Origin of the sequence: Priestia aryabhattai, assembly GCF_023715685.1 — a bacterium.
Lineage (GTDB): Bacteria > Bacillota > Bacilli > Bacillales > Bacillaceae_H > Priestia > Priestia aryabhattai_B.
In genome coordinates this window covers 1005708-1027493 of sequence record NZ_JAMBOQ010000001.1, presented here as the reverse complement: position 1 = coordinate 1027493, position 21786 = coordinate 1005708, and the positions used below count along the sequence as shown (strand labels likewise).

Sequence of the window (21786 nt, the reverse complement as noted above, 5' to 3'; positions counted from 1 at the left end):
CAGGAGGTGGATGTCATGTTAGTAAGATTAGACCTTCAATTCTTCGCTTCTAAAAAAGGAGTAGGTAGTACTAAAAACGGTCGTGATTCAATCTCGAAACGTCTTGGTGCTAAACGTGCTGATGGCCAATTCGTAACTGGTGGTTCAATTTTATACCGTCAACGCGGTACTAAAATTTACCCAGGTGCAAACGTAGGTCGTGGTGGAGATGATACTTTATTCGCTCAAATCGACGGTATCGTTAAATTTGAACGTTTCGGTCGTGACCGTAAAAAAGTATCTGTATACCCTGTTGCTCAAGAAGCATAAGATACAAAAAGAAAACTCTAACCCAAGTAGGTTAGAGTTTTCTTTTTGTAGAATATTTCACCTATTACCCATTGGAATTTGTTATAATCGAACATATCTAAGAAGATTGATACGAGATGTTTGTCAGCGTTGTGAAATACTTATGCTCGAGTCAAAGTTAGGAGTGCTAAGATGGAAAAAGAATGGGATGTCGTAGAAGTATTAAGATACGCGCGGCATGATTGGTTAAATAAGCTGCAATTAATCAAAGGCAATCTAGCGTTGAATCGGCTTGATCGAGCGAATGAAATCATTGAAGAAATTGTAAATGAATCCAAACATGAATCCAAGTTAACAAACATCAATATGCGACTGTTTGCGAGCTTTGTTATGACCTATCATTGGAATAACCATGCTGTTCGCTTAGATGTGGAAGTGCTCGGAGAATTGAAGGATTTATCACAATACGATGAGTTCGTATACAACTGGTGTTGCTATTTGACAGAAGCACTCGAACAGTATGTTGATTATCATGCAGAAAACTATTTGAGTATTTCAGTATGCATTGAAGAACAGGGAATTCGTTTCTTTTTTGACTTTAGTGGAATACTAACAGATATACAGAAGCTACAAAACAAGCTACAATGTTATGAGTGCGCTCAAGGAGTTGCATTGGTTGAACAGCATATGTCTAAAGATGAATTTAGCCTTATGCTCACAATAAGTTAACAGCGCTTTTGCTATTGCAAGAGCTAAGATATAGAACGGAGTGGAAAAGAAATGTTTGTAGATCAGGTCAAGGTATATGTAAAAGGTGGCGACGGAGGAAATGGAATGGTTGCCTTCCGTCGCGAAAAGTACGTACCAAAAGGAGGCCCTGCAGGTGGTGACGGTGGTCACGGTGCAGATGTCATTTTTGAAGTAGAAGAAGGATTACGTACACTGATGGATTTCCGCTATAAGCGTCACTTTAAAGCAAGCCGCGGTGAACATGGAATGTCAAAAGGACAGCACGGACGTAACGCTGAGCCGATGATTGTAAAAGTTCCACCAGGTACCGTTGTGTTAGATGAAGATACGAACGAAACGATTGCTGATTTAGTTGAACACGGCCAGCGCGCAGTGATTGCTAAAGGTGGACGCGGAGGGCGTGGGAATACGCGTTTTGCTACACCTGCAAATCCAGCACCAGAGCTTTCAGAAAATGGAGAGCCAGGTAAAGAGAGAAATGTAATTCTTGAATTAAAAGTATTAGCCGATGTAGGATTAGTTGGTTTCCCGAGTGTTGGAAAGTCAACGTTATTATCCGTAACGTCTGCTGCAAAGCCAAAAATTGCTGAATATCATTTTACAACAATTAATCCGAATTTAGGAGTAGTTGAAACAGAAGATAATCGCAGTTTTGTTATGGCGGATTTACCAGGGCTAATCGAAGGTGCACATGAAGGTGTAGGATTAGGTCATCAGTTTTTACGTCACATTGAACGTACCCGCGTTATTGTCCATGTAATCGATATGTCTGGTTTAGAAGGCCGTGATCCATATGAAGATTACTTAACCATTAATGAAGAGCTGCGTCAATATAATATGCGTTTAACAGAACGTCCGCAAGTAGTAGTAGCAAATAAAATGGATATCCCGCAAGCGGAAGAGAATCTAGCTGCATTCAAAGAAAAAGTAGGGGACGAAGTAAAAGTCTTTCCAATTTCTGCAGCAACACGTGATGGAATCCGCGAACTGTTATTTACAGTAGCTGATCTTGTAGAAACTACGCCAGAATTCCCAATGCAAGAAGAGGAAGATCTATCTATGCACCGCGTGCTGTACAAGCATGAAAAGAAAGAAGTGGAATTTGTTATTACGCGTGATAGCGATGGCTCATACGTATTAAGCGGTGAAAAAATTGAAAAATTATTCAAGATGACTGACTTCTCACGTGAAGAATCAGTTCGTCGATTTGCGCGCCAGCTTCGAGGCATGGGCGTCGATGAAGCCCTTCGTGAACGAGGAGCAAAAGATGGCGATATTGTAAAGCTGTTTGAATATGAATTTGAATTTATTGACTAATTGTTGTTCATAGGATAAGGGGAGGGGCTTTACTTGCATAAGAGCGATAAGCAGTTTTATTTAGTTCGCGAAGATGTATTACCAGAAGCGATGAAAAAAACATTGGATGCGAAGCTGTTAATTGAACGGGGAAAAGCTGAGTCGGTAGCAGATGCTGTACAAGCCGTAGACTTAAGTCGCAGTGCTTTTTATAAGTACCGCGACACAGTTTTTCCGTTTCAGACGGTTGTCAAACAGCGTATTATTTCACTATTTTTTCATATTGAAGATCGATCAGGAACTTTATCACATTTATTGAGCACCGTTGCATCATCGGGATGCAATGTGTTAACGATTCACCAAACCATCCCTTTACAAGGGCGTGCCAACGTAACTCTTTCATTAGATACAGCAAGCATGAATGTTGAATTAAATGAAATGCTGCGAAGACTGAAAAGCTTAGAGTTTGTAGATAAAGTGGACGTGCTTGGTTCAGGGGCATAATGGTAAACAGATATAGATAAGGAGAGGCATGATTGTGGGGAAAGTAGGATATTTAGGACCAAAGGCAACATTTACACATGTAGCCGTCCAAGGCGTATTTAAACAGCACGACCATATTCCATACAAAACAATTCCAGCATGCATTGATGCAGTGGATAACGGAGAAATTGAGTATGGAATTGTACCGTTAGAAAATGCACTTGAAGGATCTGTAAATTTAACACTTGATTATCTTATTCATGAACGTCGTCTGCCGATTGTTGGGGAAATTGTCCTTCCAATTCGTCAGCATTTAATGGTTCATCCATCTCGTGCAGAACAGTGGAAAAACATTGAAACGATTTATTCTCATCCTCATGCAATTGCGCAGTGTCATAAATTTTTACACGGAGAATGTACGTCAACTGCAGTAGAAGAGATGACATCAACGGCATTTGCTGCTAAGTATGTAAGTGAACACCCTGAGCTTAATATTGGAGCTATTGCTAATGGATTAGCAGCGCATGAATATGAATTACATATTGCCCGCCCGAACATTCATGATTATGATCATAATACAACAAGATTTGTTATTTTGCATAAAGATGGGGTGCAAGAGGTGCCATTTTTAGCTGGAAACGGGTGTAAGACAACGTTAATGATTACACTTCCATCTGATCAGGCAGGAGCGCTTCATCAAGTGCTTTCAGCTTTCTCCTGGCGTAAGTTAAATCTGTCTAAAATTGAATCCCGTCCTATGAAAACAGGGCTTGGAAACTATTTCTTTATCGTTGATATTGAACAAAAAATGGATGAAGTATTAATCCCTGGGGCTATGGCTGAACTTGAGGCACTAGGCTGTAGCGTAGAGCTTTTAGGAAGCTATCCCCATACACTACTTGAAACAGAAATCCCGCTTTAAAGCGGGATTTTTTTTTGTTATAACAACTTTTTATTCATTCGAAACTAAGTAGCCTTCCGCTTCAAGAGCTAAGCAGGCAACATTCAGTTTTTCAATTGTATCTGCTTCAATCGTATGAAGGTGAATCCCGTCTGTTAGCTGAGATAAATAAGTTGCGTTTGTTTCTTGGATTTTTTCAATGAACGTTTCTACTTCTTTTCGGGTTTGAATCATAACGGAAGCCGTTAATTCACCATACACAGGGTGTTCAACGGTTACATCTTTTACGAGAACGCCGTGGTCAACAAGCAGGAGAAGCTCCTTTTCAGCATCTTCTGGCGTATGCTGACAGGCAATAATTCGCTGGTGCAAGGTAGTTTGAGATGGATTCTGAATATAAATATATCCTTGGCTTGTTGCGATAATGGGCTCGTTTTTAGCTTTAAGCAGCGAAATATCTTGTACAATGACTTGGCGACTAACGTTCGTTCGTTTAGAAAGCTCACTGCCTGTCATTGGTTTATTCTCTGTTTTTAACCATTGTAGAATAAGTTCTCTTCTTTCTTCTCCAAGAATTTTCTTTTGAGTTCCTGGCATCTTTCATCCCTCCTTTTACACTGTCATAAATTCTTTCTGTAATAAATGAAAAACGGATATGAGTCGATCAATATGCTTAAACGTTGAATGTTGACTGAATGAAATACGTACAAAGTTCTTAGCATTTGCAGTCGATTTGCCAATCGCAAGTAAAGAAGCTAATGGTTCCTGCTGATTTACATGGCAGGCACTTCCCGTAGATATAGCAATTCCGTGACGATTACATTGTAACATAACATATTGACCCTGTATGTTTGAAAATGTCAGTCCAATAATTCCAGGAAAATGAGAGTTCGCAAGGCCTTCTACTTCTATAAAAGGAGCAAGAGGCTCTAGCTTTTCTAGTAAGTACGATTTTAAGTGCTCATAATGGCTTCGAGCTGTCTTCATTTCTGCATATGCGCACTCAGCTGCTGCAGTAAAGGCAGCAATGCCCGTTGTATTTACAGTCCCAGGGCGAAAGCCTTTTTCATGAGCTGCTTTATGGTAAATAGGCTTCCAAGAAGAACTTGAATTCATGTATACCATTCCTACACCTTTTGGTCCGTAAATTTTATGACTAGAGACTGAGATGCTATCAGCTTTCAGCTTTTTAACATCAATAGGAAGCTTACCGAAAGATTGAACACAATCACAGTGAAAGAGAATTTCTTTTTCTGATAAAAAATGGCCAATATCCTCAATTGGTTGGATCGTACCGAGCTCATGGTTGACATGCTGAATGGCTACTAGCGCAGTGTCAGGTCGAATAGTCTGTTTTAGGTCATCTACAGACACAACTCCGTTTTGATCTACAGGTACGTAAGATAGGGAAAAGCCTTCTTTTTCAAGCTGCTGCAACGTATGAAGAACCGAAGAATGTTCAAGCTTCGTTGTAACTAAATGTTTTCTTTCGTCAGTTTTTCCTTTTAAGAGAGAATGAATAGCTAAGTAATTAGCTTCTGTACCTCCGCTTGTAAAAAAAAGATCATCCTCTCGACAATTTACTAACAAGCTTAATTTTTTTCTGCATAACGTGAGTAGATTCTCCGCTTGTGTTCCAAGTGTGTGAAGACTGCTGGAATTTCCATAATAGGTTGTTGCCGCTTCAGTATATACCTCAATTGCTTCTTGTCTCATTGGCGTTGTTGCTGCATAGTCCAGATAAATCATTTTCTCCCTCCGATAAAAAAACTTCTTGTCTTTCATTTAATAATATGTAAATATAGGTGTCAAGACACATGTAAATAAAGAGGTGTAAAATGTTAGAGACGGATGTTTTAATTATTGGAAGCGGAGTAGCAGCGTTTTCTGCAGCTTATGAACTGTGTCGTCATAAAAGAGTTGTAATGGTAACGAAAGGGAAAATCGACCGCAATAACTCAGTTCTTGCTCAAGGCGGAGTAGCAGCTGCTATTGGAAGCAGCGATCACTGGAGTGAACATCTCTATGATACGTTGGTTGCGGGCAATAAGCATTGCAATGAACAAGCGGTACGCACTTTAGTGGAAGAAGGTGCGGCTGTGGTAAATGAATTAATTCATAAAGGAATGAAGTTTGATAAAAATCCAGATGGTACGCTGCATTTTGGAAAAGAAGGAGCCCATCGTATGAATCGTATTCTGCATGCAGGTGGGGATGCAACAGGACAAGCACTGTTCGCTTTTTTGAAAAAAGAAGTACTGCCATATATTACAGTGATTGAAAACGAAATGATTCAGCATTTAGTGACTGTAGATGGAACGTGCAGAGGTGCTATCGGACAAGATAAAGACAACAAAATTACTATATATCATGCTCACCAAACGGTTATTGCTACCGGAGGAATCGGCGCTTTGTACAAGCATACATCTAACCAGCCGCTTGCGACAGGAGATGGGTTAGCACTTGCGTACAGGGCTGGAGCAAAATTAGCGGACTTAGAATTTGTTCAGTTTCATCCGACGCTTTTGTATCAAAAGGAAGCGAAAGGTCTAGTATCCGAAGCGGTACGAGGTGAAGGTGGAGTACTGGTAAATGAATGGAATGAACGCATAATGGAAGGCGTTCATCTCTTTAAGGATTTAGCACCACGAGATGTTGTAGCAAGAACGATTTTTAATGAAATGAAAAAAGGAAGATCCGTATTTTTAAACATTGAAAAAGTGGCTCATTTTGAACAAAAGTTTCCTACGATTACGGCACTGTGTCAAAAGTATAAAATTCAACTGGACAAAAAACGAATACCTGTTACTCCCGGCGCACATTTTTTAATGGGTGGAATTGAAGTAGATGCTTACGGACAAACAAGTGTTGAAGGCTTGTATGCCGCGGGGGAAGTTTCTTCTACAGGCGTTCATGGAGCAAATCGTCTAGCAAGCAATTCATTGTTAGAGTGTCTTGTATTTGGAAAACGGACAGGGCGTCATATTTTACATAAAGCGAGAACGGTATCTCGTTATACCCCCGTTCGTTACGTCTATAAAGACATGCCTAAAATACTACCTACCACAAGACAAATTCAGCATAAAATGATGGATTGTGTAGGGATCATTCGTCATGAAAACGAATTGGCTACTATTGTGCATGAATTCACAAATTATCTGGATGGAATACCTCTTGATCAAGAAGTTATATATTCTCAAGAAGCTGCAACCATCTGTAATATGCTAACTGCAGGTCTGCTTATTGCCGAGTCCTCTCTTGCAAGAAAAGAAAGTAGAGGAGGTCATTACCGAAGTGACTTTCCGCATGAAAAGCAAGAATGGGAGCATAAGCGAATTATTCAGCAGTCTGCTAGTTCAACAAAACAATCATTGATTTTATAAGCAAGGGAACCTAAAAAGAAAGGGGAAGGTAGCACAATGAACACCTTAAAATTACAAAAACTATTGCAGTCTTTTTTTATAGAAGACATTGGAGATGGAGATATAACCTGTGAAGCTATTTTTTCTTCGTCTGACCAGGGGAAGGCTGTGTTCACAGCAAAGCAATCAGGTATTATCGCAGGAGTTGAATTGATTAAAGAAGGATTCCATTTAATAGACCCTAATGTGAAAGTGAATTTTGAGAAAAAAGATGGAGATGTTCTTAAGTCTGGAGATAAAATAGCTACCGTTTCAGGATCTGTTCGATCTATTTTGACCGGTGAACGGGTAATTTTAAACTTACTTCAAAGAATGAGTGGTATTGCTACGATGACGCACAAAGCCGTAACGCTGCTTAGCAGCTCACATACGCGCATATGTGACACGCGAAAAACAACGCCTGGTATGCGAATGTTAGAGAAGTATGCCGTTCGTGCTGGAGGAGGTTATAATCATCGTTTTGGATTGTACGATGGCGTCATGTTAAAAGATAACCATATTGCACATGCAGGATCTATCCTAGACGCTGTTGTGAGAGTAAGACAGCAGGTTGGACATATGGTTAAGGTGGAAGTAGAAATTGAAACCAAAAGTCAATTGCTAGAAGCAATAGAGGCAGGAGCAGATGTCATTATGTTTGATAACTGTTCTCCAGAAGTCATTAAAGATTGGATACCACTGGTTCCCGCTCATATTGTCACAGAAGCATCCGGTGGGATTACGCTTGACATGCTCCATTCTTTTAGAGACAGCGGATTGGACTATATTTCACTTGGAGCTTTAACACATTCAGCAGGGTCTATCGATATCAGCTTGGACTTATTAACAGAAAGGGGAACAGAAAATTATGAGTTTATTACAAACGCTTCAGCAGCAAACGCTACCCGCTAAATATACGGAGCTCACAGAAAATGAAATGAAAAGAAGAGTAATAGAGATTAAGAAAAAGCTCGGAAGCAAATTGTTCCTGCTCGGCCACCATTATCAAAAAGACGAAGTGTACGAATTTGCAGATGCGGTAGGAGACTCCTTACAGTTAGCTCAAATAGCAGCTGAAAATAGAGAAGCTGAGCATATTGTGTTTTGCGGCGTTCATTTCATGGCAGAAACAGCTGATATTTTAACAGATGAAAATCAAAAAGTCATTTTACCTGATATGCGAGCTGGCTGTTCAATGGCTGATATGGCTACTATTCAGCAAACAGAAAAGGCATGGCCTGTCCTGCAGAATCTTTTCGGAGATACGATTATTCCGCTTACGTATGTGAATTCTACAGCTGCAATTAAATCTTTTGTAGGCGAACACGATGGTGCAACAGTAACATCTTCAAATGCAAAAAATATGGTGGAGTGGGCATTTTCTAAAAAAGAGCGCATTCTCTTTTTGCCAGATCAGCATTTGGGCAGAAACACAGCTTATGATTTAGGTGTTGGACTAGATGAAATGGCCATTTGGAATCCTATTGAAGAAATGCTTGAATACGAAGGGGATATGAACAACGTCAAGGTGATTCTTTGGAAAGGTCACTGTTCTGTGCACGAAAATTTCACGGTTAAAAATATTGATTATTTACGCGAGAAGCAACCTGAGATGAATATTATTGTTCATCCGGAGTGTTCCTATGAAGTGGTGCAAAAATCAGATTATGCAGGTTCTACAAAATATATTATTGATACAATTGAAAAAGCTCCTTCAGGCTCTAAATGGGCCATTGGTACGGAAATGAACTTAGTGAAACGGATTATTAACAGTCATCCGGATAAAGAAATTGTTTCGCTTAATCCCTATATGTGTCCTTGTTTGACGATGAACCGAATTGATTTGCCTCACTTGCTGTGGGCTTTAGAAAGCATTGAAGAAGGAATAGAAGTGAATCAAATCAAGGTGGATAGGCATACAGCAGAAGGTGCTATCAAAGCGCTAACGAATATGTTAGAACGAGCATAAAGGTTTTTAAGACAATTAAAAAGAGAAGGTCTAAAAGAAGACTTATTGACATATTGTTTGTGTTGATAAGTCTTTTTTCTTTATTGTAAAAACTTGAACCAAACTGTTGGCAAAATGAATAAAAAAATGGTTCAAGGCATATCTTGTGATGAACAAACAGAACTTACTTTGATTTTGCACATATAGATGGCAGAGACTCTACTCGGGAGGGGAATGACGTTGAAAATCCATATCGTTCAAAAAGGGGATACCCTTTGGAAAATCGCTGAAAAGTATGGGGTTAATTTTGAAGAGTTAAAAAAAGCGAATTCTCAATTAAGCAATCCAGACATGATCATGCCTGGAATGAAAATTAAAGTGCCGACAAGCGGAGTGCCTGTTCAAAAAGAAGGAGCTCCTTCACCTGGTATAAAAGAAATGCCTAAAGTTCAACACCCTTATAGTGACCAATCCACAAAAGCTTATCCAGTAACGGAAATTGATGAAAGTCCAGATGAGCAAAAGTCAGCTAATCAGCCTGCTCAAACACCGTTTATGCAACCGATAAAAGAAGCACCAATTGCGCAGCCAAAGAAAGAAGCACCGATTGCTCAACCGAAAGAGGAAGCGCCGATTGCGCAGCCAAAGAAAGAAGCGCCGGTCGCACAGCCTAAAAAAGAAGCACCAATTGCGCAGCCTAAAAAAGAAATGCCAGTTGCACCAAAGCTTCCTAAATTAAAGCCGATTGCACCTGAGATTGATATTAACAATTATTACACAGTTAATATGGCGATGCAGGCTCCAAAAAAAGAAGCACCAAAAGAACTTCCCAAGCATGAATCGCCAGAAAGTCCTGAGATGGAGAGTATAGAAATGCCTCCGCAAATGCCATGTTACCCAATCATGCCAATATCGCCTGTGATGCCGGGCTGTGGATTTAATTACATGCCGTGTCATCCGCCAATGTATGCACCGCACTCATATCCAATGCCAATGTATCAACAGGCTCCAATGTATCATCACGGTCATGAAAACGAATCGTTTGAAGAACATGCAATGGGCGCTCATATGGCCCCGATGCCAATGTATCCAATGATGCCACACAGCTGCTATGGACCGGTACAATGCTCTCCTTGTCCGCCTCCATGGGGATATCAGCAGCCAGTTTATCCGGCCTATCATCAAGCACCAATGTATCCACAAGTGCAAGGAGCCATGACAGGTGGACATTATGAAAGTTCTTCCGATGGTTTCGAAAACGCGCATAACAACTATGGGCAGCACTATGCACCACAGCAGCAAGGAGACTGCGGCTGCGGTGAACCAAGACCTTATGACTATGCACCACAGCAGCCTTATCCACAGTACCAACAGCAGGTACCTTATGGCTTTCAGGACCCAAGGGCACCCTACCCAGCCCCATATGGCATGATTGGTGTACCTTCGTATCCTGCATTTGACCCAAATGCATTTAGTATTCCAGAATATGATGAGTATGACGAAGATGAAGATTGATTATTATACACGAGACGATTTTAATTTAAATCGTCTCTTTCTCTATTTGAAAAGAAAAGGTATTCACGTTGAGACGTATCGTATGAAAAAGCCTCATGTCATCATAGCGGATACGAATAAAGGAAAAAAAGTAATAAAAGCATACAGAGACAAAAGCAAAATTGAGCATGTTTATCATTTTTTATCCCAGATTAAGCAAGGGTATGCAGTTAACTTCGAAACTTATTCAGAAGGTGAACTCTATATAAAGGACCGTCATTTGTATTGGGCGATGATGCCTTTTGTCAAGCAAGTAAAAGAGATAACGTATGAAAGTTCTCAGGATCGAGAAGGAGTATTACAAACATTGATTCGCTATCATGGAGAAGTTTATAAAAAGAAAATAGCCGTGTCTACAAAGCTTCCTGAATATGATCTTATTTTAAAATGGAAAAAGCGACTTTCATCTTTTCGAGAAGCATCTCACATATTTAGAGAATTTAATCAAGTTCATGTGTATAAAGACATTGTGACTTGGGGAGAAAAAGCTTTAGTCTTAATGGAGCGTTTCAGAGATAGTCAGTTGGACTATTCCATTATTCATGGTGACGTTGCTTCGCATAATTTCTTGAAAACGAACCACTTGGGTATTGTCATGATTGATTTTGACTTATCGGCTAAAGCTCCTGCTCTTTATGACTATATTCAGCTTGTCCAGCGCTTTTTGCCTTACGTACAGTGGTCGATGAAAGAATTACTTCAACACTCGAAAATAAGAGAATTAAGCAAGCAGCCTTTTTTTCTTGCTTCTTTGCTATTTCCATCGATGTTGATGAGAAACTGGAATATAAACGCCTCTGCTTTATCATGGGCAAACCGCCAAAGGTTAATGCAACAATCAGTTGAAGAATGGTCACAGCGTACACGTTTTTATCGAGTGATTTACCAGCACTTACAAAACCTACATGACATGTAAAGAGTTTATAAACACTTCATCGAATAATAAACGGCTCGTCTTTTAATCCTAAGAGTAAGCTCAGAATAAATAGAGCTTAAATTAGGGGGCGATTATGTTGAATAGGTATGTAGCAACTTCTTTAGCTTTTGCATGTATGATGGGACTTGGCGCTTGTAATAACAAAGACCAAGGTATGGAACAGCGCTATACAGATACGACACAGCCTGTTGGGTATCATACAAATGAAAAAGCAAATGAACATCGCGTAGATAATCCGAAAGGTCCAATGACTGAAGTTTTAGATGGGAATGGAACACCTAATTATCCGTTAAACGTAAGTGATGGACGTTTTGACAATCCGACAAACCCTTATGGAAACATCAATAATATAAATGATCGTACAAATGGCATTGCTAATATGTATTATGGTGAAGATTATCCAAGAGATTTTACGGAAAAAGTGGCTGATCGGGCTGCCAGCGTTAAAGGGGTAGAAAATAGCCGCGCTGTTGTCCGTGGAGATCAGCTATTAGTTGCTGTCGATCCTGCCAAAGACATAAATAACGGCCGTTTAAAACAAAACGTACTCGATAAAGTAAAGCCTATTGCAAAGGACTACAATGTTCAAGTAAAAGTAGATCATGATGTATTTATGAATGCTCGTTCTCTTGATGCCGATATTCGAAATGGAAAAGACCGAAATACGATTCAAACTAATTTCAATGGTCTATTTGAATCAGTCGATGAGAATGTCAATCATAAACATCGTTAAATGAAGAAGCAGCTGTCTGTGAAGGACGGCTGTTTTTTTTGATGAGAATACATATAAAAAAGCTGCCATTGAAGCCAGGCAGCTATTCCTCGAACATGTAACTATTAATTTTTCTTCTTAGAAGCAGATGTGCTTGTTGTTTTAGATTCCGCTTCTTCCTTTTGAGCGTTAGTTTCATTTTGTTTGAGGCGACCTTCTCTTTTTTTCGTATCTGCTGATGCCGTAGCGACACTCTTTGTATTTTTTAAATTTTTTGCAGAAGAGCTTGTCTTGTTAGCTTGTGTGTTTGGCTTCTCGTTGTTAGTTGCCTGACCATTTTCGTATTCGGCTTCCACGTCGCTTGCTAGAGCTGCGGAAACTTGAGCGTAAGTATGGTCTGTATAGTTCATCATATTCTCGTATACTTCAGGGCTCGCGAGTCCATCCGGTTCTACGCTTGCTTCTTCTTTCTTAATCGTTTCAGTCCATTCTTTTGTTTCTTGAATAAGCTTCTTCCCTATAATTACTTCTTCAACGATAACTGGTCTTTTGGTTACTTCTACTCGTTCTTCCATGATTGGAACACGAATGATTTCATCTTCTGTAAGTGACCCAGCGTTATAGTCTCCGTCAATTACAGGGCGGCGTTCAATATAAAACTCTTCTCTCGTAACAGGAACGTGTACAGTTCTTTCTTCCTCTATTACTTTTTTGTGGAGTTTTACTTCACCGACTTGGACGCGTTCTTTTAAAACATCTAATTTTTCTTCACGTAGTTGGACGGCTCTATGCTCGTTGTGTTCCGTATAGGTTCCGTAGGCTGGCGTTTGTTCAGAGCTTACGGCATCTATCAAAATTAGAATTTTACCAGCAGCTACATCCGTTTCGCACTGCACGGCTGAGATGTCTGGTATGCCCATGCGGATTAATTTTGATTTCAAGCCGTTTCCTTGTTTGAGCCCCATGCCGCCTGTCATCATGGTAAAAAAGTTATCCATCATGACGCCAGCTAATGAACTTACAGCAGGTGAACCAGCTTCAATAATTACATTTGTATCATGACCTATTTGAAATGTATTGCTTTTACTGTTGGAAATAACCATAATGTCTGTTTCTCGATAACCTTGACGTTTTAAATTATGGATAACATCTAAAGCTTCTTTCTCTGAAAAAAAAGTTCCGACTACACGTTTATTCATTCTCATTACTTCAGCTCCCTTTTTTATGAAAATAGATAATAGAAGTCCTTACAATTACTTCCACTATGTACATACCCTGCGAAAATTTAATTAAAACGTTCAAGAGAAAATTTTACAAATAGTGTGCAAATGTAACAAATACTCCATGTTTTCTTAACATAATGTTGTGAAAGGGATGTGCTTAATAAAATAAGAGGATAAAAGAAAATAAGTAGGTCAAACTATTAGTGTAGATTTTCACAAAACCTTTTTAGATAATACTAAAAAGAGTATGATTAACGTGTGAGGTGAAGGTGAGTGAAGAAAGTCATTCATCAAGCAGCTTTTTTAATGCTAGTAAGTATTGTGCTTTGTATAATGCCATACCGTGCAGATGCGAATGAAAAGGAGCCGATGACATTATTTCTTGAGCGCGTGTATGTGGATGGAGTCGTAAGTCAAGAGATGATTAAAAGCCCTTCTATGACAAAAAAACAATTAATGAAAAAATATAAAAATTGGCGACTGCTTAAAGAAACGGATCAAGAGCTAGTTTTTAGAACAAGTATAGACGATATTTCACCTATTTTAAAAGAGAACGGCTACGTAGGGCTTTCTGTTAACGGTATCCTCTCAGCATTTGAGGGCAAACCAGCTTCGTCGCAGCACATTATACAATCGTTTTTTCAAATTGACATCAAAAGGCTTGAAAGCTATCAGCATGAACAATTAAAGAAAGGTATTCGCGTTCAATCAAAAGATGAATATCTTTCCCTCATTAATTTCTATAAAATCTATCAGCTCCAGCAGCGGCCGCTTTCCATAAAGCAGCCGTTTTTTAGTATGGTAAAATAATTATTGAATTCAACATTCTAAATTGCTTCTATTTGCTTTTGGCGATATGTTAAAATGGTATTCAGCAGTCTAGTATTGTATATACCTTAAAAGGTCATTCATCAATAAAAGTGGGCGGTTCTATTTTTTGTATATATTGTAAAAATGGATAGATAAAGATGAAAAGAGGCAAACATTCTCTTGAACGTCTTTTTAAACAGCAACTTTAAAGGAAAATAGAGAACGATGCGGGCAGGATTCTTCGTAGGCAAAGTTGAAGGTCACTGCCCGCGCGTACGTGATTAAGGAGAGAGCTTATTGTTTGATTATATCAAAGGCACTGTTACATATATAAATCCTGAGTATGTAGTAATTGAAAACAACGGAATAGGCTATCAAGTCTTTACGCCGAATCCATATGTATTTTCAATTGATGAACAACCAAAGACGGTTTACACCTATCAATATGTAAGAGAAGACGTAATTGCACTTTACGGGTTTGCTTCGCGAGAACAAAAGGATTTATTTATGAAGTTAATTAGCGTGTCAGGAATCGGTCCAAAAGGCGGTTTAGCTATTTTAGCGTCAGGTAATCCAGCGCAGGTTGTCCAAGCTGTGGAAGAGGAAGACGAGAAGTTTTTAGTTAAGTTTCCAGGAGTAGGTAAAAAAACAGCTCGACAGATGATTCTAGACTTAAAAGGAAAGCTGCATGATATTGTACCAGATGCCGTTCCTTCTTTATTTGCAGATTTGGACGCACAAGAAGTCAAATCTCAAAGTTCAGAAGCACTTGATGAAGCGATTGAAGCACTTAAAGTATTAGGTTATGCAGAAAGAGAAATCAAAAAAATTGTTCCGGCTTTAATGAAGGAAACGATGACAACGGATCAGTATATTAAAGAAGCGCTAAAACGATTATTGAAACAATAAGTAAGGGAGGAGTAAAATGGACGATCGTATTGTAACGGGAGATGTTCTTGGTGAAGAAGAAATCATCGAGCAAAGTTTGCGGCCGCAAACTTTACAGCAGTATATTGGTCAGCATAAAGTAAAATCCCACCTTGACATTTTTATTAAAGCTGCCAAAATGCGAAGCGAAACGTTAGATCACGTGCTCTTATATGGTCCTCCAGGATTGGGGAAAACAACCCTTGCTACTATTATCGCTAATGAAATGGGCGTGCAAATCCGAACGACCTCAGGGCCAGCCATTGAGCGTCCAGGCGACTTAGCTGCAGTTTTAACCAGCTTAGAGCCTGGAGATGTGCTTTTTATTGATGAAATTCATCGATTAAATCGTTCGGTTGAAGAAGTACTATACCCAGCAATGGAAGATTTCTGTTTGGATATTGTTATTGGAAAAGGACCTAGTGCACGTTCCGTCCGTCTGGATTTGCCTCCGTTTACGCTAGTAGGTGCAACGACAAGAGCAGGGCTTTTATCTTCTCCTTTGCGTGATCGCTTCGGCGTTTTAAGCCGTTTAGAATACTACCAAGAAGAAGATCTTGCTTCGATAGTAGAAAGGACAGCCGCTATTTTAGATGTAGAGATTGATCAGAAAGCTACGTTTGAGATGGCTAGGCGTGCCAGGGGAACTCCGCGTATTGCGAATCGCTTGCTTCGAAGAGTAAGAGATTTTGCCCAGGTCAAAGGAGATGGAGCCATAACCGAAAGGCTTGCCACCGAAGCATTAGAAATGTTGCAGGTGGACCGTTTAGGTCTTGATCATATTGACCATAAATTATTAAGAGGGATTATCGAAAAATTTAGAGGCGGACCTGTAGGGTTAGACACAATATCGGCTACTATTGGTGAAGAGTCTCACACAATTGAAGACGTATACGAGCCGTATCTATTGCAAATTGGCTTTTTGCAGCGAACGCCGCGAGGAAGAATTGTGACTCCTTTGGTTTATGATCATTTTCAGCTGGAGGTGCCTGATCAGTGAATGATATGCCTAAGATGCTTATCACATTAGGGGGCATTTTAGTAGTCATTGGGCTGTTATGGCAGTTCGTTGGCAAGCTTCCTGGCGATATTTTTATCAAAAAAGGAAATACAACCTTTTATTTCCCGATTGTGACATGTATTCTAGTAAGCGTTGTGTTATCACTTATTTTTTATGTAATTGGCAGATTTAAATAATTAAGTAGAAACAGGTGAACATTTTGAAAGTAGATTTATTTGATTTTCATTTACCAGAAGAATTGATTGCCCAAACACCGCTTGAGCAGCGAGATGCGTCAAGACTCATGGTATTAAACAAAGAAACAGGAAGTGTGAAGCATCATATGTTTCATGACCTTCTTGATTATGTGCAAGAAGGAGATTGTTTAGTGTTAAACGACACGCGTGTTCTTCCTGCACGGTTATTTGGGACAAAAGAAGATACAGGTGCTAATATTGAAGTATTGCTTTTAAAACAAACACAAGGCGATACGTGGGAGACGCTTGTAAAACCGGCTAAGCGAGTAAAAGAAGGCACGGTTATTTCGTTTGGTGACGGACGTCTGACAGCTGTATGTAAAGAAACGAGCGATCAAGGCGGACGTTTGTTAGAATTCAACTATCAAGGCATCTTTTATGAGGTGCTGGAACAACTGGGAGAAATGCCGCTGCCGCCTTATATTAAAGAACGCTTGGATGATCAAGAGCGCTATCAAACGGTTTTTGCTCGCGAACAAGGTTCTGCAGCAGCGCCAACAGCAGGTCTTCACTTTACAGAAGAGATGCTTGAACAGTTAAAAACAAAAGGTGTGCATATTGCATTTTTAACGCTTCATGTCGGATTGGGTACATTCCGTCCAGTCAGCGTTGACGACTTAGAAGAGCACGATATGCACTCAGAGTTTTATCAAGTGAGTGAAGGAACCGCTGCTTTACTAAACAGCGTACGCGAAAAAGGCGGTCGTATTATTTCAGTAGGCACAACTTCTACCCGTACCCTTGAAACGATTGCAACTGAGCATAACGGCAAATTTGTTGCTTCTTCAGGCTGGACCAATATTTTTATCTTCCCAGGGTATGAATTTAAAGCAATTGATGGAATGATTACCAATTTCCATCTTCCAAAATCTACGCTCATTATGCTTGTAAGTGCCTTAGCAGGAAGAGAAAACGTAATTTCTGCCTATGAACAAGCTGTAGCAGAGAAGTATCGCTTTTTCAGCTTCGGCGACGCGATGCTAATCGTGTAATTTAACATGAAAGGAATACATCAATGACAGCAATTCGTTACGAACATATAAAAACTTGTAAACAAACAGGAGCGCGTTTAGGGATTGTCCACACGCCTCATGGCTCATTTGAAACGCCTATTTTTATGCCAGTAGGCACATTAGCTACAGTAAAAACAATGTCTCCGGAAGATTTAAAAGCAATGGGGGCAGGCATTATTTTAAGTAATACGTATCATTTATGGCTTCGTCCAGGTCATGAAATTGTTAAAAAAGCGGGAGGTCTGCATAAATTTATGAACTGGGATCGTCCCATCTTAACGGATTCAGGCGGCTTCCAAGTTTTTAGTTTAAGCGATTTGCGTCGTATTGAAGAAGAAGGGGTTCATTTCCGCAACCATTTGAATGGAGACAAGCTTTTCTTATCTCCAGAAAAGGCGATGGACATTCAAAATGCGCTTGGGTCTGATATTATGATGGCATTTGATGAATGCCCTCCTTATCCAGCAGAATACGACTACTTAAAACGTTCAGTTGAACGCACAAGCCGCTGGGCAGAGCGATGCCTTAAGGCTCATAGCCGTCCTCAAGACCAAGGTCTTTTTGGGATTGTTCAAGGCGGAGAGTTTGAAGATTTACGCCGTCAAAGTGCAGCTGATTTAGTTTCAATGGACTTCCCAGGTTATGCTGTAGGAGGCCTGTCAGTTGGAGAACCAAAAGATGTGATGAATCGTGTGCTTGAGTTTACGACGCCATACTTACCAACCGACAAACCTCGTTATTTAATGGGAGTAGGGTCACCTGACTCGTTAATTGATGGAGCGATTCGCGGAATTGATATGTTTGATTGCGTATTACCCACGCGTATTGCACGTAACGGAACGCTTATGACAAGCGAAGGTCGTCTTGTTGTTAAAAATGCAAAATATGCAGAAGACTTCGGTCCAATTGATCCAAACTGTGACTGCTACACATGTCAAAATTATTCAAGAGCGTATATTCGCCACTTAATTCGTTGTAATGAAACGTTTGGAATTCGTTTAACATCTTACCATAACTTATATTTTCTGCTAAACTTAATGGAGCAAGTCCGTGAAGCCATTCGCGAAGACCGACTTGGCGATTTCCGTGATGAGTTCTTTGAAAAATATGGGTTTAACGGTCCAGACGCAAAGAATTTCTAGGTCACTACAGGAATTTTCATCAAATTTATGAATGAGTGCCTGTTGATAATATAAATAAAAGGAGGAGTTTTCATGGGTGTTTTACAAAATATTTGGCCATTACTTTTAATGTTTGTCATTTTCTATTTCTTGCTAATCCGTCCACAGCAAAAACGTCAAAAAAACGTACAGCAAATGCAATCAACACTTAAAAAAGGTGATAAGATTGTAACGATTGGCGGTATGCACGGTTTGGTAGACGCAATTGATGAGTCACAAGTTGTGGTTCGCAGCACTGACGGTTCAAAATTAACATTTGACCGTAATGCTATTCGTGAAGTAAGAAGCGTAGATTAATAAAAAAACGTCACGTACATGTACGTGACGTTTTTTTATGCTTCTCGTGAACCGGCAATGTTTACGCCAACAATTCCCCCGAGAATAGCGACTCCAATAAATCCAGCGTGAAATAAAAGCTGTTGTGCAGAAAACAGATGACTATAGCCGAGGAATTGTAGCAAAAACATTAAAAAGGAATAAGAAATACCAGTGGCCCCTCCAACAAGAAGTCCCTTTGAACCGTTTCGTCCTCCCGCGATAAATCCTCCGATAAACAGTGTAATAAATGAGAGAATGAGTAAAAATAAACGTACCGACTGTTCTTCAAGCGATGTGAATTTTAAAATAAGCGAAAAGATAATGCTAATCGCTAAAGCCATCACTAAGATTGTTGCTACTCCTGCAAATACAGCGTTGCTCATTCGTTTTGCACCCAACTTGTTTCCCCCTCATGAAATAAAAAGATAGGCGTACCCTTAGTACGAGCATATTCGGCAGGACTTCAAAATAGACGCATAAAAGTAAGGCTATTTTAAAATAAATGGTACAAACTACAAGGGAATACATAAAGGAGGTCTTTGCAGTGGAGCTATTGATCATGGTTGCGCGAACCGTGCTTTTATACGTAGTCGTTTTAATTATTTTTCGCGTTATGGGTAAAAGGGAAATAGGAGAGCTGAGCATTTTGGATTTAGTTGTCTTCATTATGATTGCCGAAATGGCAGTAATGGCTATTGAAAACCCAAAAGATCCTTTGCTGTATTCAATTCTTCCGATGTTAACGCTTCTTATTATTCAAATCGGCTTAGCTATATGGTCTCTTAAAAGCAATCGAATGCGAAATTTTATTGATGGCAAACCTAGTATTATCATTGAAAATGGAAAAATAAACGAACATGAAATGAAAAGGCAGCGATATAACTTCAATGACTTGCTCGTGCAGCTGCGTGATAAAAATGTAAAAAATGTAGCAGATGTCGAATTTGCTATTTTAGAATCTTCAGGAAAGCTATCCGTGTTTGAAAAAGATCAGCAAACAGGTAAAAAAGGTAATTTAAATTTGCCTTTTATCATTGACGGCATTATTCAAGAAGAGCATCTGTTGCATGAACACAAAACAACGGAATGGCTAAGAACAGAGCTAGCGAAGCTTGGATATTCAAACTTAGATAAGATTTCATATTGCAGCTATGACAACGGAAAGTTTTTTATAGATTTGGTAGATGTAAAACAATAAAACGCGGATTGCTCCGCGTTTTATTTTCGTTTAAAATAACGTAACACAGAAAAACGGTTTAATTCTTCTTTTGTTATCAGTCTAAAAAGCAGTAAAAACAGGACATATACAAAGCTTGTAAGTGCAATCGATAAAACGGTTCGTAAGCTTAAAGGAATGGAAGTGAAAAGGTTCATATAAGCAAAATGTCCGGTGAAACCTGATATTCCCATTACAGCAAAGCTGCGAAGATATTCAAACACATGAAGCTTATACGTAATTTTTTTCATGACTGTAGACAGGTGTAAAAGAGTGACAAGCATCATTCCAACAACGATTGCAAGGCCAGCTCCCATAATGCCTAGATTGGGCTGAGTTGCGAGTAAGAAGATAAGAGATGTTTTGACCGCTGCTCCTATAAAACTGTTAATCATGGCAGCTTTTGCAAGGTCTAGCGCCTGCAGAACAGCTTGAAGAGGTCCTTGGAAATAATAAAAGATAAAAAAAGGCGCCATTACTTTGACAAAAATAGCTGCTTTGTCAGAACCATACATCAATTCCATTACCGGATTAGCAAATACATAAAGAACAACAACGGCCAGTCCGCCTGTTACAAACGACAAGCGGAGAGCTTGATGAAGCCGATATTCGATTTGTTTCATTTGATTCTGTGCAAGAGATTCACTAATTGCCGGAACTAAGGAAGTGGATAGAGACACCGTTACAAAAGAAGGCAGCATCAGGAGAGGGAGTGCAAAGCCTGTTAATTCTCCGTACTGCTTCGTTGCTACAGCCGTCGCTACTCCTGCAATTGCTAAACTTTGAGCTACTACAATCGGTTCTAAAAACCAAGAAATTGATCCAATCATGCGGCTTCCTGTCGTGGGAAGAGCGATTCGCATCAAGTCAAAGAACGTATCTTTGCCTGCATGTAAAGAGGCAAAAAATTTTCGTCTTACCGTGATTTTCTTTTTTCGCTTGAACATAAACACCATATAAAACAGTGAAGCCAGCTCTCCAAATACTGAAGATAGCATAGCGCCAGCCGCGGCGTACTGAATTCCATAAGGCAAAAACGCTTTTGTACATACGGCAATTAACGTAATGCGCACCACTTGTTCGATAATTTGAGAATAAGCAGCAGGCTTCATTTGCTGCTTTCCTTGAAAATATCCGCGGATGACAGACGAGACGGCGATGATTGGAATAACTGGGATAATCGCAAGCAGCGGATAGATCGTACGTGAATCTGTAAAGAAGGTTTTTGCTACAACGGGAGCGAATAATATTAGTCCGAGCGTAAATAAAACGCTCAGCGTACACGTAATACTTAAAGAGACGACAAGTATTTTTTTTATTTTATGCCTGTCACCTAAAGCTTCTGCTTCTGCCACTAACTTTGAAATGGCAACCGGTAGCCCAAGCTGTGTTAAGGTGATTACTAATACCAGCGTGGGGACCGCCATCATATAAAGTCCCACACCTTCGTCTCCAATCATTCGAGCCACCACAATTCGATTGACAAACCCGAGTACACGTGTAATTAAGCCAGCAATTATTAAAATAATAGTTCCCTGTAAAAATTTAGACATATACTCACTGCTTTCTTG

The 21786-nt window shown here is 39.7% G+C and carries 24 protein-coding genes; 19 read left to right on the top strand and 5 right to left on the bottom strand.

What is annotated here, in order from left to right:
• The first annotated feature begins 15 nt into the window (after positions 1-15).
• From rpmA to pheA, 5 genes are all read left to right on the top strand, one after another.
• Positions 16-309: a 50S ribosomal protein L27 gene (gene rpmA, locus M3225_RS05345; protein ID WP_251391539.1), complete on the top strand. Its 294-nt coding sequence runs from the start codon at positions 16-18 to the stop codon at positions 307-309.
• A gap of 171 nt (positions 310-480) precedes the next feature.
• On the top strand, positions 481-1017 hold the full coding sequence (locus tag M3225_RS05340) for a Spo0B C-terminal domain-containing protein (protein WP_251391538.1): 537 nt from the start codon (positions 481-483) through the stop codon (positions 1015-1017).
• A 51-nt stretch (positions 1018-1068) separates the two neighbouring features.
• Positions 1069-2355 carry a GTPase ObgE gene (gene obgE / locus M3225_RS05335; protein ID WP_045292154.1) on the top strand — a complete coding sequence of 429 codons (1287 nt, stop codon included), beginning with the start codon at positions 1069-1071 and terminating at the stop codon, positions 2353-2355.
• A 33-nt stretch (positions 2356-2388) separates the two neighbouring features.
• Positions 2389-2838 carry an ACT domain-containing protein gene (locus M3225_RS05330; protein ID WP_013059332.1) on the top strand — a complete coding sequence of 150 codons (450 nt, stop codon included), beginning with the start codon at positions 2389-2391 and terminating at the stop codon, positions 2836-2838.
• A 28-nt stretch (positions 2839-2866) separates the two neighbouring features.
• Positions 2867-3739 carry a prephenate dehydratase gene (pheA, locus tag M3225_RS05325; RefSeq protein ID WP_251391537.1) on the top strand — a complete coding sequence of 291 codons (873 nt, stop codon included), beginning with the start codon at positions 2867-2869 and terminating at the stop codon, positions 3737-3739.
• A gap of 30 nt (positions 3740-3769) precedes the next feature.
• Here pheA and M3225_RS05320 read toward each other — a convergent pair whose 3' ends face one another.
• Together M3225_RS05320 and M3225_RS05315 are read right to left on the bottom strand one after the other, a co-directional pair.
• Positions 3770-4315, bottom strand: coding sequence for a transcription repressor NadR (locus M3225_RS05320; protein ID WP_251391536.1), 546 nt, complete (start codon positions 4313-4315; stop codon positions 3770-3772).
• A gap of 15 nt (positions 4316-4330) precedes the next feature.
• Complete coding sequence (locus tag M3225_RS05315; protein ID WP_251391535.1) at positions 4331-5467, bottom strand: IscS subfamily cysteine desulfurase; 1137 nt, start codon at positions 5465-5467, stop codon at positions 4331-4333.
• Positions 5468-5556: 89 nt separating this feature from the next.
• On the opposite strand from M3225_RS05315, the gene nadB reads away from it, so the two are divergent.
• The 6 genes from nadB (at position 5557) to M3225_RS05285 (ending at position 12291) form a co-directional block, all read left to right on the top strand.
• Positions 5557-7101, top strand: coding sequence for an L-aspartate oxidase (gene nadB / locus M3225_RS05310; protein ID WP_251391534.1), 1545 nt, complete (start codon positions 5557-5559; stop codon positions 7099-7101).
• 36 nt (positions 7102-7137) lie between these two features.
• Positions 7138-8031: a carboxylating nicotinate-nucleotide diphosphorylase gene (gene nadC, locus M3225_RS05305; protein ID WP_251391532.1), complete on the top strand. Its 894-nt coding sequence runs from the start codon at positions 7138-7140 to the stop codon at positions 8029-8031.
• Positions 7988-9088, top strand: coding sequence for a quinolinate synthase NadA (gene nadA / locus M3225_RS05300; protein WP_251391530.1), 1101 nt, complete (start codon positions 7988-7990; stop codon positions 9086-9088). The genes nadC and nadA overlap by 44 nt, the downstream gene beginning before the upstream one ends.
• A gap of 213 nt (positions 9089-9301) precedes the next feature.
• Entirely contained in the window at positions 9302-10582 is a 1281-nt protein-coding gene (safA, locus tag M3225_RS05295) for a SafA/ExsA family spore coat assembly protein (protein ID WP_251391528.1), read from the top strand.
• Complete coding sequence (locus M3225_RS05290) at positions 10572-11537, top strand: phosphotransferase (protein ID WP_251391526.1); 966 nt, start codon at positions 10572-10574, stop codon at positions 11535-11537. Before safA ends, M3225_RS05290 begins: the two co-directional genes overlap by 11 nt.
• A 94-nt stretch (positions 11538-11631) precedes the next feature.
• Positions 11632-12291 (top strand): YhcN/YlaJ family sporulation lipoprotein, encoded by a 660-nt coding sequence (locus tag M3225_RS05285; protein WP_251391525.1) that lies wholly within the window; start codon positions 11632-11634, stop codon positions 12289-12291.
• 104 nt (positions 12292-12395) lie between these two features.
• Here M3225_RS05285 and M3225_RS05280 read toward each other — a convergent pair whose 3' ends face one another.
• On the bottom strand, positions 12396-13475 hold the full coding sequence (locus tag M3225_RS05280) for a YsnF/AvaK domain-containing protein (protein ID WP_251391524.1): 1080 nt from the start codon (positions 13473-13475) through the stop codon (positions 12396-12398).
• A 291-nt stretch (positions 13476-13766) separates the two neighbouring features.
• Between M3225_RS05280 and M3225_RS05275 the strand changes: the two genes are divergently transcribed.
• The 7 genes from M3225_RS05275 (at position 13767) to yajC (ending at position 18978) form a co-directional block, all read left to right on the top strand.
• Positions 13767-14303: a BofC C-terminal domain-containing protein gene (locus tag M3225_RS05275; RefSeq protein ID WP_052500271.1), complete on the top strand. Its 537-nt coding sequence runs from the start codon at positions 13767-13769 to the stop codon at positions 14301-14303.
• A gap of 297 nt (positions 14304-14600) precedes the next feature.
• The gene (gene ruvA / locus M3225_RS05270) at positions 14601-15212 is read left to right on the top strand and encodes a Holliday junction branch migration protein RuvA (RefSeq protein WP_013059321.1); all 612 of its coding nucleotides are present in this window, start codon (positions 14601-14603) and stop codon (positions 15210-15212) included.
• Between the two features lie 16 nt (positions 15213-15228).
• Positions 15229-16230 (top strand): Holliday junction branch migration DNA helicase RuvB, encoded by a 1002-nt coding sequence (gene ruvB / locus M3225_RS05265; protein ID WP_045292139.1) that lies wholly within the window; start codon positions 15229-15231, stop codon positions 16228-16230.
• Complete coding sequence (locus M3225_RS05260) at positions 16227-16427, top strand: DUF2905 domain-containing protein (RefSeq protein WP_028411697.1); 201 nt, start codon at positions 16227-16229, stop codon at positions 16425-16427. Before ruvB ends, M3225_RS05260 begins: the two co-directional genes overlap by 4 nt.
• A 23-nt stretch (positions 16428-16450) precedes the next feature.
• The gene (queA, locus tag M3225_RS05255) at positions 16451-17479 is read left to right on the top strand and encodes a tRNA preQ1(34) S-adenosylmethionine ribosyltransferase-isomerase QueA (protein ID WP_251391523.1); all 1029 of its coding nucleotides are present in this window, start codon (positions 16451-16453) and stop codon (positions 17477-17479) included.
• A 23-nt stretch (positions 17480-17502) separates the two neighbouring features.
• The gene (gene tgt, locus M3225_RS05250) at positions 17503-18642 is read left to right on the top strand and encodes a tRNA guanosine(34) transglycosylase Tgt (RefSeq protein ID WP_251391522.1); all 1140 of its coding nucleotides are present in this window, start codon (positions 17503-17505) and stop codon (positions 18640-18642) included.
• Between the two features lie 72 nt (positions 18643-18714).
• Entirely contained in the window at positions 18715-18978 is a 264-nt protein-coding gene (gene yajC / locus M3225_RS05245) for a preprotein translocase subunit YajC (RefSeq protein ID WP_251391521.1), read from the top strand.
• Positions 18979-19013: 35 nt separating this feature from the next.
• On the opposite strand, the gene M3225_RS05240 is transcribed toward yajC, so the two are convergent.
• Positions 19014-19397 (bottom strand): TIGR04086 family membrane protein, encoded by a 384-nt coding sequence (locus tag M3225_RS05240; protein ID WP_014458132.1) that lies wholly within the window; start codon positions 19395-19397, stop codon positions 19014-19016.
• Positions 19398-19543: 146 nt separating this feature from the next.
• On the opposite strand from M3225_RS05240, the gene M3225_RS05235 reads away from it, so the two are divergent.
• Positions 19544-20197, top strand: a complete 654-nt coding sequence (locus M3225_RS05235; protein ID WP_251391520.1) for a DUF421 domain-containing protein — start codon at positions 19544-19546, stop codon at positions 20195-20197.
• Between the two features lie 20 nt (positions 20198-20217).
• Here the strand turns inward: M3225_RS05235 and spoVB are convergent, their stop codons facing one another.
• Positions 20218-21768, bottom strand: coding sequence for a stage V sporulation protein B (gene spoVB, locus M3225_RS05230; protein ID WP_251391519.1), 1551 nt, complete (start codon positions 21766-21768; stop codon positions 20218-20220).
• Positions 21769-21786: the final 18 nt, after the last annotated feature.

Bases quoted from the DNA above. Each gene is read 5' to 3' on its own strand.
- rpmA (WP_251391539.1), top strand. From the start codon at position 16: ATGTTAGTAAGATTAGACCTTCAATTCTTCGCTTCTAAAAAAGGAGTA.
- M3225_RS05340 (WP_251391538.1), top strand. From the start codon at position 481: ATGGAAAAAGAATGGGATGTCGTAGAAGTATTAAGATACGCGCGGCAT.
- obgE (WP_045292154.1), top strand. From the start codon at position 1,069: ATGTTTGTAGATCAGGTCAAGGTATATGTAAAAGGTGGCGACGGAGGA.
- pheA (WP_251391537.1), top strand. From the start codon at position 2,867: ATGATTGTGGGGAAAGTAGGATATTTAGGACCAAAGGCAACATTTACA.
- M3225_RS05320 (WP_251391536.1), bottom strand. From the start codon at position 4,315: ATGCCAGGAACTCAAAAGAAAATTCTTGGAGAAGAAAGAAGAGAACTT.
- M3225_RS05315 (WP_251391535.1), bottom strand. From the start codon at position 5,467: ATGATTTATCTGGACTATGCAGCAACAACGCCAATGAGACAAGAAGCA.
- nadB (WP_251391534.1), top strand. From the start codon at position 5,557: ATGTTAGAGACGGATGTTTTAATTATTGGAAGCGGAGTAGCAGCGTTT.
- nadC (WP_251391532.1), top strand. From the start codon at position 7,138: ATGAACACCTTAAAATTACAAAAACTATTGCAGTCTTTTTTTATAGAA.
- nadA (WP_251391530.1), top strand. From the start codon at position 7,988: ATGAGTTTATTACAAACGCTTCAGCAGCAAACGCTACCCGCTAAATAT.
- safA (WP_251391528.1), top strand. From the start codon at position 9,302: ATGACGTTGAAAATCCATATCGTTCAAAAAGGGGATACCCTTTGGAAA.
- M3225_RS05290 (WP_251391526.1), top strand. From the start codon at position 10,572: ATGAAGATTGATTATTATACACGAGACGATTTTAATTTAAATCGTCTC.
- M3225_RS05285 (WP_251391525.1), top strand. From the start codon at position 11,632: ATGTTGAATAGGTATGTAGCAACTTCTTTAGCTTTTGCATGTATGATG.
- M3225_RS05280 (WP_251391524.1), bottom strand. From the start codon at position 13,475: ATGAGAATGAATAAACGTGTAGTCGGAACTTTTTTTTCAGAGAAAGAA.
- ruvB (WP_045292139.1), top strand. From the start codon at position 15,229: ATGGACGATCGTATTGTAACGGGAGATGTTCTTGGTGAAGAAGAAATC.
- tgt (WP_251391522.1), top strand. From the start codon at position 17,503: ATGACAGCAATTCGTTACGAACATATAAAAACTTGTAAACAAACAGGA.
- yajC (WP_251391521.1), top strand. From the start codon at position 18,715: ATGGGTGTTTTACAAAATATTTGGCCATTACTTTTAATGTTTGTCATT.
- spoVB (WP_251391519.1), bottom strand. From the start codon at position 21,768: ATGTCTAAATTTTTACAGGGAACTATTATTTTAATAATTGCTGGCTTA.